General features: G+C 73.0%; 15 protein-coding genes. 7 read left to right on the plus strand and 8 right to left on the minus strand.

Annotated elements, in window-relative coordinates; all coding sequences use genetic code 11:
* Both JOF41_RS06975 and JOF41_RS06980 read right to left on the minus strand, forming a co-directional pair.
* Nucleotides 1–1,467 carry a sensor histidine kinase gene (locus tag JOF41_RS06975; protein ID WP_189225835.1) on the minus strand — a complete coding sequence of 489 codons (1,467 nt, stop codon included), beginning with the start codon at nt 1,465–1,467 and terminating at the stop codon, nt 1–3.
* On the minus strand, nt 1,445–2,176 hold the full coding sequence (locus JOF41_RS06980) for a response regulator transcription factor (protein WP_307867279.1): 732 nt from the start codon (nt 2,174–2,176) through the stop codon (nt 1,445–1,447). Before JOF41_RS06980 ends, JOF41_RS06975 begins: the two co-directional genes overlap by 23 nt.
* Nucleotides 2,177–2,323: 147 nt before the next feature.
* Here JOF41_RS06980 and JOF41_RS06985 point away from each other — a divergent pair, with 147 nt between their 5' ends.
* Genes JOF41_RS06985 through mug form a run of 4 tightly spaced genes read left to right on the plus strand, consistent with a single transcriptional unit; the run spans nt 2,324 to nt 5,931 of the window.
* Nucleotides 2,324–2,881, plus strand: a complete 558-nt coding sequence (locus tag JOF41_RS06985) for a hypothetical protein (protein ID WP_209617202.1) — start codon at nt 2,324–2,326, stop codon at nt 2,879–2,881.
* A 9-nt stretch (nt 2,882–2,890) separates the two neighbouring features.
* Entirely contained in the window at nt 2,891–3,562 is a 672-nt protein-coding gene (locus tag JOF41_RS06990) for a copper resistance CopC family protein (RefSeq protein ID WP_209617205.1), read from the plus strand.
* A 36-nt stretch (nt 3,563–3,598) separates the two neighbouring features.
* Nucleotides 3,599–5,398 (plus strand): bifunctional metallophosphatase/5'-nucleotidase, encoded by a 1,800-nt coding sequence (locus JOF41_RS06995; RefSeq protein ID WP_209617208.1) that lies wholly within the window; start codon nt 3,599–3,601, stop codon nt 5,396–5,398.
* Nucleotides 5,395–5,931 (plus strand): G/U mismatch-specific DNA glycosylase, encoded by a 537-nt coding sequence (gene mug / locus JOF41_RS07000; RefSeq protein WP_307867280.1) that lies wholly within the window; start codon nt 5,395–5,397, stop codon nt 5,929–5,931. The genes JOF41_RS06995 and mug overlap by 4 nt, the downstream gene beginning before the upstream one ends.
* An 84-nt stretch (nt 5,932–6,015) precedes the next feature.
* On the opposite strand, the gene JOF41_RS36745 is transcribed toward mug, so the two are convergent.
* Nucleotides 6,016–6,258, minus strand: a complete 243-nt coding sequence (locus JOF41_RS36745) for a Scr1 family TA system antitoxin-like transcriptional regulator (RefSeq protein ID WP_307867282.1) — start codon at nt 6,256–6,258, stop codon at nt 6,016–6,018.
* Nucleotides 6,259–6,317: 59 nt separating this feature from the next.
* Nucleotides 6,318–7,046, minus strand: a complete 729-nt coding sequence (locus tag JOF41_RS38160) for a DUF742 domain-containing protein (RefSeq protein WP_209617210.1) — start codon at nt 7,044–7,046, stop codon at nt 6,318–6,320.
* A gap of 118 nt (nt 7,047–7,164) precedes the next feature.
* Here JOF41_RS38160 and JOF41_RS07010 point away from each other — a divergent pair, with 118 nt between their 5' ends.
* Nucleotides 7,165–7,395, plus strand: a complete 231-nt coding sequence (locus tag JOF41_RS07010; protein ID WP_189225840.1) for an RNA-binding S4 domain-containing protein — start codon at nt 7,165–7,167, stop codon at nt 7,393–7,395.
* Between the two features lie 365 nt (nt 7,396–7,760).
* On the opposite strand, the gene JOF41_RS07015 is transcribed toward JOF41_RS07010, so the two are convergent.
* The 3 genes from JOF41_RS07015 to JOF41_RS07025 all read right to left on the minus strand — a co-directional run bounded on the left by JOF41_RS07015 (nt 7,761) and on the right by JOF41_RS07025 (nt 9,357).
* Nucleotides 7,761–8,120, minus strand: a complete 360-nt coding sequence (locus JOF41_RS07015) for a peptidase inhibitor family I36 protein (protein WP_209617213.1) — start codon at nt 8,118–8,120, stop codon at nt 7,761–7,763.
* Nucleotides 8,121–8,395: 275 nt separating this feature from the next.
* On the minus strand, nt 8,396–8,905 hold the full coding sequence (locus tag JOF41_RS07020; protein ID WP_189225842.1) for a hypothetical protein: 510 nt from the start codon (nt 8,903–8,905) through the stop codon (nt 8,396–8,398).
* The gene (locus JOF41_RS07025) at nt 8,902–9,357 is read right to left on the minus strand and encodes a nuclear transport factor 2 family protein (RefSeq protein WP_307867283.1); all 456 of its coding nucleotides are present in this window, start codon (nt 9,355–9,357) and stop codon (nt 8,902–8,904) included. Before JOF41_RS07025 ends, JOF41_RS07020 begins: the two co-directional genes overlap by 4 nt.
* A gap of 82 nt (nt 9,358–9,439) precedes the next feature.
* On the opposite strand from JOF41_RS07025, the gene JOF41_RS07030 reads away from it, so the two are divergent.
* Both JOF41_RS07030 and JOF41_RS37655 read left to right on the plus strand, forming a co-directional pair.
* Nucleotides 9,440–9,985: a TetR/AcrR family transcriptional regulator gene (locus tag JOF41_RS07030; RefSeq protein ID WP_209617219.1), complete on the plus strand. Its 546-nt coding sequence runs from the start codon at nt 9,440–9,442 to the stop codon at nt 9,983–9,985.
* Between the two features lie 75 nt (nt 9,986–10,060).
* The gene (locus tag JOF41_RS37655) at nt 10,061–11,611 is read left to right on the plus strand and encodes a serine/threonine-protein kinase (RefSeq protein WP_189225845.1); all 1,551 of its coding nucleotides are present in this window, start codon (nt 10,061–10,063) and stop codon (nt 11,609–11,611) included.
* Nucleotides 11,612–11,704: 93 nt separating this feature from the next.
* Here JOF41_RS37655 and JOF41_RS07040 read toward each other — a convergent pair whose 3' ends face one another.
* A complete protein-coding gene (locus JOF41_RS07040) occupies nt 11,705–12,490 on the minus strand; it encodes an enoyl-CoA hydratase/isomerase family protein (RefSeq protein ID WP_189225846.1) in 786 nt (261 codons plus the stop codon).
* Between the last annotated feature and the right edge of the window lie 63 nt (nt 12,491–12,553).

Raw genomic sequence — 12,553 nt, forward strand, 5'->3', positions numbered from 1 at the left:
TCACCGCTGCACGTCCAGGGCGGGCAGGCGGACGGTGAAGGTGGTGGCGCCGGGACGGCTGTCGACCTCGACGGTGCCGTCGTGCGCGGCGACCACGGCGGCCACGATGGACAGGCCAAGGCCGGTGCCGCCCGCCGCACGGGACCGCGAGGAGTCGCCGCGGGCGAACCGCTCGAAGATCTCCGGCCGCAGCCCAGCCGGGATGCCGGGGCCGTCGTCGGTCACGGTCAGCACCACGGCACCGCCGCGCGGCGGTGCCAGGCAGGTCGTCACGGTCGTGCCGGGTGGGGTGTGCACCCGCGCGTTGGTCAACAGGTTCAGCAGCACCTGGTGCAGCCGGTCGGCGTCCCCGCGCACCGACACCGCCTCCGGCGGCAGCTCCAGCCGCCAGTCGTGGTCGGGGCCCGCGATCCGCGCGTCGCTGACGGTGTCCACGACCAGTCGCGACAGGTCCACCCCGGCCCGGTCCAGCGGCCGACCGGCGTCCAGCCTGGCCAGCAGCAGCAGGTCCTCCACCAGGGATGTCATCCGCACCGCCTCGGACTCCACCCGCCGCATGGCGTGCGCGACCTCCGGCGGCACCTCGTCCCGGCCGCGCCGGGTCAGCTCCGCGTAGCCGCGGATCGCGGCCAGCGGGGTGCGCAGCTCGTGGCTGGCGTCGGCGACGAACTGCCGCACGCGGGTCTCGCTGGCGTGCCGCGCCGCCAGCGCGTTGCCGATGTGCCCGAGCATCCGGTTCAGCGCCGAGCCGACCTGCCCCACCTCGGTGCGCGGGTCGGTGTCCTGCTCGGGCACGCGCTCGGCCAGCGCGACCTCGCCGCGGTCCAGCGGCAGCTCGGCCACCCTGGTGGCCGTGGCGGCGACCCGCTCCAGCGGTTCCAGGGTGCGCCGGGTGATCAGCGCGCCCGCGAGGCTCACCGCGATCAGCCCGGCCAGCGCCACCCCGCCCAGGATGAGCCCCATGCGCACCACGGTGGCGTCCACCTCGTCCAGCGGCAGACCGGTGACCAGCACCTCGCCGCGCGGGTTGGTGGTGGCCACCAGCCGGTAGCCGCCCAGGCCGTCCAGCGTCAGGGTGTGCGGCTCGCCGTCCACCGGGATCGCCATCACCTGCGCCCGCTGCCGCGCGGTCAGCGGCTCGCGCTCGCCCGCCACGGGGGTGAGCCTGCCCGCGTCGACCACGCCGCCGCGCGCCACCACCAGCAGCGTGCCCGGTCCGAAGCCGGGCCGGTCCAGCGGCCGGGCACTGCCGGGCAGCTCCGGCATCGGCGCCCGCTCGACCCGCCCCGCCGTGTTGACCAGCTGCTCGTCCAGCTGGTGGACCAGGAAGTCGCGCAGCGCGAAACCGGTGACCACGCCGATGATCACCGACACCAGCGACAGCAGCACCACCTGCTCCACGACCAGCCTCGTGCGCAGCGGCCAGCGGCTGGGCGACCAGCGGTCACGGCGCGGGCTTGAGGACATACCCGGCACCCCGCATCGTGTGGATCATCGGTGCGCGGCCCGCGTCGATCTTCTTGCGCAGGTATGAGATGTAGAGCTCGACGATGTTGGCCTGGCCGCCGAAGTCGTAGCTCCACACCCGGTCCAGGATCTGCGCCTTGCTCAGCACGCGCTTGGGGTTGCGCATGAGGAAGCGCAGCAGCTCGAACTCGGTGGCGGTCAGCTCGACGGCGTCCCCGCCCCGGCGCACCTCCCTGGTCTCCTCGTCCAGCACCAGATCGCCGACCACCAGCTCGGTGCCCGCGCCTGACTCGGTCACGCCGGTGCGGCGCAGCAGGCCGCGCAACCGCAGCACCACCTCCTCCAGGCTGAACGGCTTGGTCACGTAGTCGTCGCCGCCCGCGGTCAGCCCGGCGATGCGGTCCTCGACGGCGTCCTTCGCGGTCAGGAACAGCACCGGCAGGCCCGGCGCGTCCGCCCGCATCCGGCGCAGCACCTCCAGGCCGTCGAAGTCGGGCAGCATGATGTCCAGCACGACCGCGTCCGGGCGGAACTCGCGGGCGGCGCGCACGGCGCTCGCCCCGTCCGGCGCGGTGCGCACGTCCCACCGCTCCATCCGCAGGGCCATGGACATCAGCTCGGCCAGGGTGGGCTCGTCGTCGACGACGAGGACCCGCACCGGGCTGCCGTCCGGGCGGCGCAGTTCGGGGGAGTTCCCCGCGGTGGTCACTGGGCGCACCTCCGAATCGTCACGCGGACCGATGAGCGGACCCTGTGGCGATCCTGTGTAACACCTGTGAACCGGAATCGCCCGACGCACAGGTGACGCCCAAAGCTCCCACAGCCCACGCACAGCTTCCCCGGCCACGCTGTGCCCATGACTGACAACACCGAGAACCCGACCTGGGGCGAGGAACCCGCCCCGCGTCAGTCCCCGGCGCCCGAGGGCAACGGCTGGTCCGGCCGCAAGACGCTGGCGGCGGTCGCGGTCGCCGTGGGCATCGCCGCGGCGGGTGGCGGGGTGATCTGGGCCGCGGGTGGGACCGACGCCCAGATGGGCGGTCCGCGCGGTTACGGCATGATCGGCGGTCCGGGGCTGCGCCAGATGGGGCCCCTGTTCGGGGACACCCAGCACGGGGAGTTCCAGGTCGGCGAGGTCACCGAGGTCAGCGACTCGTCCATCTCGGTGCGCAGCGCCGACGGCTACACCAAGACCTACACCGTCGACTCGGAGACCCTCATCGGGGCGATGGGCGGGGAGCCGATGCGCGACCGGGACATCAGCGACATCGCCAAGGGCGACACCGTCACCGTCGTCGCCTCCACCGACGACAGCGGCAAGAGCACCGCCGAAGCGATCACCGAGCGGGACGCCTCGGGGCACCAGCGGCGTGGCGGGCCGTGGAACGGGCAGCAGGCGCCGCCGACGCGGTAGAACTGGCGCATGACCCGACTGGCGCTCTCGGCACTGCTGGCCTGCCTCGCCGCGCTGGGCGTGGCGACCCCCGCGTTCGCGCACACCCGGCTCGTCTCCAGCGACCCGGCCGACGGGTCGCGGGCCGCGCAGGTGCCCCGGCAGCTGACGCTGACCTTCAGCGAGCCGGTGCCCGCCGAGAGCGCCCAGGTCCAGGTCACCGGCCCGGACAACCGGGCGTGGGGCACCACGGAGGTGGTGGCGCGGGGGACGGCGCTGGTCGTGTCGGTCGACCCCGGTCCCGCCGCCGCGGGCCAGCACCGGGTGAGCTGGCGGGTGGAGTCGCTGGACGGCGACTTCGTCAGCGGCGCCATCGGCTTCACGCTGGACGCGCCCGCCGCCCAACCCGGCATCACCACCCCGACGCCGCCTCCCGCCGGCACGACCGGTGCCGCCGTTCCGACGGAGACCACCGGTGCCACGACGGCCTCCGGCGACAGCGCGACCACCACGACCAGCAGCGCCACCGGCGCGATCACCAGCAGCGTTCCCACGTCGACCGTCGACGACGAGGGCGGCTCGTCGGTGCTGCTGTGGACCCTGGTCGGGCTGGGGGCGCTCGTGGCGGCGGCGGTCGTGGTGGCGCTGGTCCGGCGCAAGCGCGAGGACCGACCTCAGGGGGACACCGGGTCGGCCGAATAGCCCGGTCGTCAACGGTCAATGACTACCGTGCCGGGCATGACCGGAACCCCTCTGCACCGTCGTGCCCTGCTCGCGGGCGGCGCGGCCGGTGTGCTCGCCGCCGCCGGATTCCGCCCGGCGACGGCCTCCGCCGCCCCCGCGACCGAGTCGCGGCGGACGTTCACCCTGACCGTCCTGGGCACCACCGACCTGCACGGCAACGTCTTCAACTGGGACTACTACGCCGACCGGGAGTTCGACGACTCCGGGCGCAACGACGTGGGCCTGGCCAAGATCTCCACCCTGGTCCAGGCGGTGCGGGAGGAGCGCGGCGCGCACCGCGTGCTGCTGCTGGACGCCGGTGACACCATCCAGGGCACCCCGCTGGCCTACTACTACGCCAAGGTCGAGCCGATCGGCGGGCGTCGCGTGCACCCGATGGCCGCGGCCATGAACGCCATCGGCTACGACGCCGCGGCGCTGGGCAACCACGAGTTCAACTACGGCATCCCCCTGCTGCGCCAGTTCGAGAAGCAGCTGGACTTCCCGCTGCTGGCGGCGAACGCGCTGGACGCGGCCACCGGCAGGCCCGCGTTCCGGCCGTACGTGATCAAGACCGTGTGGCGCACCGGGGGACCTCCGCTGCGGGTGGGCGTGCTGGGCCTGACCAACCCCGGCATCGCCGTCTGGGACAAGGCCAACGTCGAGGGGCGGATGACCTTCCCCGGCCTGCTGGAGCAGGCCCGCGAGTGGGTGCCCGCGGTGCGCCGGGCGGGTGCCGACCTGGTCGTGGTGGCCGCGCACTCCGGCGCGGACCTGTCGTCCTCGCTGGGCGATCAGCTGCCGTTCCCGGAGAACTGCGCCGCGCTGGTGGCCGAGGAGGTGCCCGGCATCGACGCGATCCTGGTCGGCCACGCCCACCAGGAGATCGCGCAGCGGTTCGTCACCAACAAGGCCACCGGCAGGCAGGTGCTGCTGACCGAGCCGCTGTTCTGGGGCAAGCGGCTGAGCCTGGTGGAGTTCGACCTGGAGTGGGCCCCGCGCGGCGGGTGGCGGCTGCGGGCGTCCCGGTCGCAGGTGCTCAACAGCAACACCGTGCCCGAGGACCCGCGGGTGGTGCGGCTGCTGCGCGGCGACCACGACAAGGTCGTCGCCTACGTCAACTCCAAGGTCGGCACCTGCAAGGCGACCATGTCCGGGGCCAACGCCCGGTACGAGGACACCGCCGCGCTGGACTTCATCAACCACGTGCAGGCCGCCAAGCTCAAGGAGTCGCTGGGGGAGGGGTTGCCGGTGCTGTCGCTGGCCTCCCCGTTCAACCGGGCCGCGGCGATCCCGGCCGGGGACGTGTCCGTGCGCGACGTGGCCGGTCTCTACACCTTCGACAACACCCTGTACGGGGTGCGGCTGACCGGCGCGCAGATCAAGGACTACCTGGAGCGCTCGGCGAGCTACTTCCAGCAGGTCACCGGCCCCGGTCCGCACGCGCCCGACGCGCTGACCAACGCCAACGGCACGCCGGACTACCTCTACGACGTGCTGGCGGGCCTGGACGCGCCGCTGACCTACGACATCGACATCGCCCGACCGGTGGGCAGCCGGATCGCGAACCTGGCCTACGGCGGCGCGCCGGTCGCGGCCGACCAGGCGTTCGCGGTGGCGGTGAACAACTACCGCCAGTCCGGCGGCGGGAACTTCCCGCACATCGCGGGCGCGCCGGTGCTGCACAACCAGCAGTTGGAGATCCGGCAGCTGCTCATCGAGTGGGTCCGGGCGCGGGGCGAAATCGACCCGGCCGCGTTCGCCTCCACCGACTGGCGGCTGGTGGCGGACGGGCAGCCGGTGGTCTTCGGGTGAGCATCCCCGACATCGTCAAGCCGGGGTTGGCCGTGCTGTTCTGCGGCATCAACCCCGGCTTGATGTCCGAGGCCAAGGGGCAGCACTTCGCGCGGCCGGGCAACCGGTTCTGGCCCGCGCTGCACCTGTCCGGGTTCACGCCGCGCCTGCTCAAGCCGTCCGAGCAGGAGGAGCTGCTCGACTACGGACTCGGCATCACCAACCTGGTCGCCCGCCCGACCGCCAAGGCCGACGAGCTGACCGCCGAGGAGCTGCGCGAGGGCGGCGCGGTGCTGACCGAACTGGCCCGCGCGCAGCGGCCGTCGGTGGTGGCCGTCGTCGGCATCACCGCCTACCGGACGGCGTTCGGGCGCAAGGACGCCAAGGTGGGGCCGCAGGCCGAGCGGATCGCCGAGTCGCGGCTGTGGGTGCTGCCCAACCCCAGCGGCCTCAACGCCCACTACTCGTTGCGGGACCTGGCCGAGGTCTTCGCCGCCCTGCGCGCCGAGGTCGCGCCTGCAAGTACCACCCGCACCCCGCCGGAGGGCAGCTGACCACTACCCGGCCCGGCGCCGCTCGACAGCACCGCGCTACTCGAGAGCCAGGCAGACGGGGTGAGGGCGCCACCGAGCAGGGGGTCAGGGGGGCGAGTTCCGCACCACCTGAACCGTGATGTGCGGCCACTGCTCGGTGGCGTCGGACAAGTGTGCGAGCTGGCCGCGCAGGACGTCGTAGCCGCCGACAGGTCTTGTCAAGGCGCCTTCACCGACGACGAACCACATCCGGGGTGGGGCCGCTCTCGCCGGGAGTCGTTGCCGTTCGAGCCGGAAGTCGACGCGATCCTGGCAGGCATGGCGGCGGAGGACGCAGGCTGACCGCACTCGTCGGGTAGTAGTTGGCGGTGGGCGGTGGTGGGACGGGTAGTACTTGCCGACGCGGGTCAGAGGCGGCGGAGACCCGCGAGGACTCGTTCGAGCAGGGGGAGGTCGGGGCCGCCGGGCGCGGCGGCGTTGTCGTGCACGGCCATCACGCCCATCGCGATGAGGTCGCCCAGCAGGACTTTGGTCACGCCCAGCGGCATGGATAACAGCGCGGACACCTCGGCCACCGAGCGGGGCGCCGACGCGCACACCTCCACGATGGAACGCTGCTCCGCGCTGGTGTCGCGCATGGCGGTGGTGATGCCGTTGGCCTCCAGCGACACCAGCGTCTCCAGCCGCAGGTCGTAGCGGGTCGTGGTGCGGCCACCGGTCCGGGCGTACGGGCGCACCAGCGAGTGGGGCGGCTCCGGCTCCGGCTCGGGTTCCGGTTCGGGTTTGGGGTCCAGTTCGACGGGGGGCATCACGTCGAGGGGGTCGTCGGCGAACGGGTCGGTGAAGGGGGCGGTCTGCTCCGCCTGCCCCACCGGCTCCACCCGCTCCTCCGACTCCAGGCTGCGCCGCAGCGCCGCCGAGCCGAACCGGGCGCCGGTGGCGCCGACCTCGCCGCGTAACGAGCGCCGCGGTTTGGCGGGCTTGGGCGGTGGTTCCTCCTGCGGAGGTTCCTGGTCCAGGCTGCGACGCAGGGCGGGGGAGCCGAACCGGGCACCGGTGGCACCCACCTCGCCCCGCGAGGATCGGCGGCGCTTGCGCCCGCCGGTCGGCTGGGAGTCCGAACTGGCTGTGCCCACGCCCTGAGAAGGTAACCGGCCCCACGGATGTTTCGTGTCAGTTGCGTTTCAACCTCGTGCATTCCCTGTTACCGGACTCGGTCGCGCGGCCGGAACCGGGTCGGGCGATGATGGTGCGATGCGCATCCGCGAGGTGGAGATCGCCGACGACATGATCAGGTTGGGCCAGTTCCTCAAGCTGGCCGGTCTGGCCGAGCACGGGGTGCACGCCAGGGAACTGGTGGAGGCGGGCGAGGTGACCGTCAACGGGCGCGTGGAGAACCGCCGCGGGGCGCAGCTGCACCACGGCGACGTGGTGGCCGTGAGCGGGGAGAAGGCCAGGGTGGTCTCCGCCGCCGGCGGGCGTTGACCGTCGGGCGGGCTGTCGGGCGGTGCCCGTGCGGCGGGTTGATCGGCATCACCACGGTGGGGACCGAGCGCATCAGCGGCGGGACGACCCACGGCAGTCGCGGCGACCAACACCGGTGAGGTATCCCGGTTGCTGTCCGCGTGAATGCGGACCGGTAGTCCTCTGACGCGGCGGGAAACCCTGTGGAGTCCGGATTTTCGCCGCGTGGGATACCTCTGACAGCGCCGCTTGCCTGCCGTGGGTCGATGCGCATCCCACCGTCCTGTCAGGTCCATAATGGACGGGTCGTGGTGTGCGCAGGCGCGATGCGCGACCACGGGCGGGCGAGGTGAAATCCCTTCCGGGCCGCTGGGGCGGCGCGGGGTTCAGGCCAGGCCGCAGATCGAACTCGCGCGGTCCTGCGTGTGCGCGCCCAATTTCTCGGGGTTGCCGTACGGGCCCGCCTTGACCAGTGGGGCCTTGCAGTTGGCGTCTTTGTACAGCCCCATGAGCTGACCGCTCCGGTTCCACACGGCCGATGCCTTGTCGTTGAACCAGCCGGGGAGGTTGACGCGCGTGTTCCCGTTCGGGTTGGACACCCGGTAGAGCGCTCCGCCGCCGTCGCGGTGCTCGAACAGGCAGTAGCTGCCGTGCGGACACCTGTCCCACGTGGCCTCGGCGTTCGCCGGAGCGGTCAGCACCCCCAGCGCGATGACCGCGCCGGACAGCGCGCTTCCGACCTTCACCAGCACCCTCTTCCGGGACGAGGACGTGACTTGGGAACTCATGAGCGACCGACCTTTCCGTCAGGGAACGTGAACGCATTCCGCACCTGTCTGCCGGTGACGGCGGCTGCTCGCCCACTCGCTGCTGATCAGCGCGGAATGGCGCTTGTGGACGCCGCACCGGTTCGGTTGTGCGCTCAGCGTTCCGCTTCCGGCGGGGAGCGGTCCCTCGACGGTCGCGCGGCTCGTGCCCGCCGTCGCGTCCGCGTCCTCACCTCGTGCTCACGGCCGGGTGGCTACCCCGTCGTCCGCCGCTCCGGGGCGGTGTGGGCCAGGACCACGGCGGCCTTCGCGGCGTCGAGGAAGCGCAGGCCCATGAAGTTGTCGCCCGCGTTGAACCCCGGCAGCGCCCAGATCTCCTCGTAGGGCATCCGGACCGGCCAGTACCGCAGCAGGGAGTAGGCGTTGCTCCACAGGCACGTGCCGGGGGCCGGGTTCCACAGGCGCTGCGCGAACGCCGGGTTGCGGAAGGAGTGGCCGACCTCGCCGATCGCCAACACGTGCTTCTGCCCGGTCATCAGCACGACGTCACCCGTGGTCACGGTGTCCATCCGCTTGTCGTGCTTGGCCGTCGCGCCCCAGAACCGCGCCCGCCCGCCGGGGTGCAGCTCGTCGAGCCGGGCCAGGTCCGCGGGGTCGAGCAGATCGGCGTGGTCCCGGAACCGCGCCTCCGCGTCAAGGGTGTCCGCCCAGTGCCTGCGCGTCTCGCGGGTGCCGTAGGAGGGCTGGATGAAGACCTGCGTCATCGGACCGGGATCAGCCCGCCGCGCTCGTCGGCCGCTCGGGGGCCGAAGATACGCCGGTCGGCTTCGGTGATCGGGAAGTCGTTGATGCTGGCCTCGCGGCGGCGCATCAGCCCGTCGGCGGTGAACTCCCACAGCTCGTTGCCGTAGCTGCGCCACCACTGGCCGCTCGCGTCGCGGCACTCGTACTGGAAGCGCACGGCGATCCGGTCGCCGCTGAACGACCACAGCTCCTTGCGCAGCGCGTAGTCCAGTTCGCGCTCCCACTTGCGGCGCAGGAACTCCACGATCTCGGCGCGGCCGGTGATGAACTGGTCGCGGTTGCGCCACACCGAGTCCTCGGTGTAGGCCAGCGCCACCCGCTCCGGGTCGCGCGTGTTCCACGCGTCCTCGGCAGCCTGCACCTTCTGCGCGGCGGTTTCCTCGGTGAACGGGGGGAAGGGCGGTCGCGCCACCGGGCGCCTCCTCACTGGAGAACGTGCGTTCTCCGGACTGCTACTGTAGAGAACGCGCGTTCTCGACACCAGGGGAGTGGCCATGGATCACCGGACCCGGCTGCTCGACGCCGCCGAGCGGCTGTTCTACGAACGCGGTGTGCGGGCTGTGGGGGTGGACGAGGTCCGCGCCGCCTCGGGCGTCCCGCTCAAGCGCCTCTACCAGTGCTTCCCCTCCAAGGAGGAGCTCGTCGTCGCCTACCTGCGGCGTCGTGACCAGCGGTGGCGCGCCTCGCTGGCCGAGTCGGTCGCCCGGCGCGACGACCGCGTGCCCGCGGTGTTCGACTGGCTGGAGAACTGGTTCCGGGAGCCGGGCTTCCGGGGGTGCGCCTTCGTCAACTCCTTCGGCGAGCTGGGTGCCACCTCCGACGCCGTGGCGCGGACCGCCAAGGAGCACAAGGACGCCCTCCGGCACTACCTCGTCGACCTGGTGCGCGGGTTCGCCGCAGACCCCGAGGAGCTGGGCGAACAGCTGCTGCTCCTGGTCGAGGGCGCCATCACCTCCGCGGCGGTCCGCGGCGACTTCGGGGCCGCCCGCCGCGCCCGCGAGGTGGCCGAGATCCTGCTCGCCCGCGCCGGGGGTGAGTAGTCTTACTCCCCGCCGAAGACGTGGAACTCGTCGTCTTGCGGCGAACCGCTCCCGAACACATCTAGTGTGGATGCCGTGCAGCCACTGCCTCCCAACGCCCCGCAGCGGGTAGGTGACTACGCGCTGCTCGCCGCGCTGGGCCGCGGCGCGATGGGGTCGGTCTACCTGGCCCGCTCCCGAGGCGGCCGTCCCATCGCGGTGAAGGTCGCCAAGCCCGAGCTGGCCGACAGCCCCCAGTTCCGCGAGCGCTTCCGCCGCGAGGTGGAGATGGCCCGGCTGGTGGGCGGCTTCTGGACGGCCACCGTGGTCGACGCCGACCCGGACGCCGAGCGGCCGTGGATGGCCACCGAGTACGTGGCGGGCCCCACCCTCCAGCAGGCCGTCGAGCAGTTCGGGCCGCTGCCGGAGCGGGCCGTGCGGCGGCTCGCGGGCGGGCTGGCCGAAGCGCTGGTCGCCATCCACGGCGCCGGGCTGGTGCACCGCGACCTCAAGCCGTCGAACGTGCTGCTGGCCGACGACGGGCCGAGGGTGATCGACTTCGGCATCGCCCGCGCGCTGGAGCACTCCGCGCTGACCGAGGCCGGGACCGTGTTCGGCACGCCGGGCTACCTCTCGCCCGAGCAGGTCGTCGGGGCCGAGGTCGGACCGCAGAGCGACGTCTTCGCGCTGGGCTCGGTGCTGGTCTACGCCGCCACCGGGACCGGCCCGTTCGGCGAGGGCGCCACGTCCGCGCTGGTCTACCGGGTGGTGCACCAGGAGCCGGACCTGTCCCGCGTGCCGCCGGGCCTGGTGCCGCTGATCGTCCCCTGCCTGGTGCGCGAGCCGTCCCACCGACCCACCCCCGCCCGGCTGCTGGAGCTGGTGGGCCCGCCGCAGTCGGACGGCGCGTGGCTGCCCGCGCGCATCCGGACGCTGGTCGAGCAGCGGCACACCGAGCTGCGGGAGCTGCCCGCCAAGCCGCCGACGCGGGTGATGGTGCGGGACCGCCCGCCCACGGCCGCGTTCGTGCCGCCCGTCGCGCCGGTGGCCAAGCCGGTGGCGAGCGCACCGGTGAAGCAGGTGCCGGTGAAGCAGGTGCCGGTGACGCGGGTGCCGGGGCGGGAGGATGTCGTCCGGCCCGCCGGGGTGCGCTTCAAGACCTCCCGCGTGGTCGGGCTGAGCTGGACGCTGGTCAACGGGTTCGCGGCGCTGCTGTCCGCGGCGATCGCCCACGACTCCTCCGGGGTCGGGGCGCCGCTGCGCCTGCTGGCGTTCCTGGCGTTCCTGGTCTTCGCCGCGATGACGCTGCGGCTGGCGGTGGGGGTGCTGAGCACGCCGCTGTCGCTGGAGGTCGGGCCGGACGGGATCGTGCTGTCCAACGGCGAGCGGACGCGCAGGCTGCCCTGGTACGCCATCGAGCGGGTGCGCGTGGAATCGCACCGCGGCAGGCCGTGGCTGAAGGTGTGGCTGGTCGGCGCGGCCGAGAAGCCCGAGACGCTGGGACGCGGCAGCTTCCAGCCCCACAAGGGCGGGTTGCGGGTCTACCCGATCTCGCACGAGCGCTACCGCAAGCGGCGTGAGCGGGACGTGGTCGAGCTGCGGTCGGCGCTGGCCTGGTACGGCTCCGCAGTCTACGACCCGCGCTGACCCTCCCACCGGTGCGCGGGCAAGTACCACCCGAGGTGCCCGTGCGGGCCGCTGACCACCACCCGGCGTTCCGAACGCGCGACTCGCGCGGGGTCAGCGACCGCTGAACAGCGCCTTGCCCGGCCCGTCGGTCAGGAACGAGCGCACCCCGCCGCGCAGGTCCTCGGTGTCGAACAGCTCCGCGGCGATCCCGGTGACGTGCGCGGTCGCCTCGGCCACCCCGCCGCTCTCGAAGTGCGCCAGCACGCGCTTGGTCGCCGCGTGCGCCCTGGTCGGGCCCGCCGCCAGGTCCTGGGTGAAGCGCAGCGCCGCGTCGTCGAAGCCCTCGTGCGGCAGCACCCGGTTGACCACGTTCCAGCGTTCCAACTCCGCCGCGCCGTAGCGCTCGCCGGTCATCACCAGCTCCTTGGCGCGGCCAACGCCCGCCCGCGCCGCCAGCCGCTGCGTGCCGCCCATGGTCGGGGTCAGCCCGATGACCCGCTCCACCAGCCCGAAGGAGGCCCGTTCCGAGGCCAGCAGCACGTCGCACGCCAGCGCCACCTCGAAGGCCCAGGTCAGGCACAGGCCGTGGGCGGCGAAGACGGTGGGGAAGGGCAGTTCGGCGATCCGCTCCGGCAGGTCGAGCATGTCGTCGAACAGCGCCTTGGCCTCGTCGGCGTCGCGCTGCGCGGCGAACAGGTTGACGTCCACGCCGCCGCTGACCACCCGGCCCTCGGCCCGCACCAGCAGGGCCCGCGCGGGCCGCTCGGCCAGGTCGTCGACCGCCGCGCCGAGCAGGTCCTGCAACTCGGCGGTGTAGAGGTTGAGCGGGGGCGCGTCGACGGTGAGCACGGCCAGGCCGGCGGCGTCCCGCTCCACGCGGACCAGTTGGTCAACCACGGGCGGGGACTTTACACGCGCCCGCGGCGGTGAAAACCGGGTGACCGAACGGCCCGCCGCTGT

This window comes from Saccharothrix coeruleofusca, assembly GCF_017876325.1.
GTDB lineage: Bacteria > Actinomycetota > Actinomycetes > Mycobacteriales > Pseudonocardiaceae > Actinosynnema > Actinosynnema coeruleofuscum.

Coding starts and splice junctions, on each gene's coding strand:
- JOF41_RS07020 (WP_189225842.1), bottom strand. CDS start 8,905: ATGACGCAGGTCTTCATCCAGCCCTCCTACGGCACCCGCGAGACGCGC.
- JOF41_RS06975 (WP_189225835.1), bottom strand. CDS start 1,467: ATGTCCTCAAGCCCGCGCCGTGACCGCTGGTCGCCCAGCCGCTGGCCG.
- JOF41_RS06985 (WP_209617202.1), top strand. CDS start 2,324: ATGACTGACAACACCGAGAACCCGACCTGGGGCGAGGAACCCGCCCCG.
- JOF41_RS07010 (WP_189225840.1), top strand. CDS start 7,165: ATGCGCATCCGCGAGGTGGAGATCGCCGACGACATGATCAGGTTGGGC.
- JOF41_RS06990 (WP_209617205.1), top strand. CDS start 2,891: ATGACCCGACTGGCGCTCTCGGCACTGCTGGCCTGCCTCGCCGCGCTG.
- JOF41_RS07030 (WP_209617219.1), top strand. CDS start 9,440: ATGGATCACCGGACCCGGCTGCTCGACGCCGCCGAGCGGCTGTTCTAC.
- JOF41_RS06995 (WP_209617208.1), top strand. CDS start 3,599: ATGACCGGAACCCCTCTGCACCGTCGTGCCCTGCTCGCGGGCGGCGCG.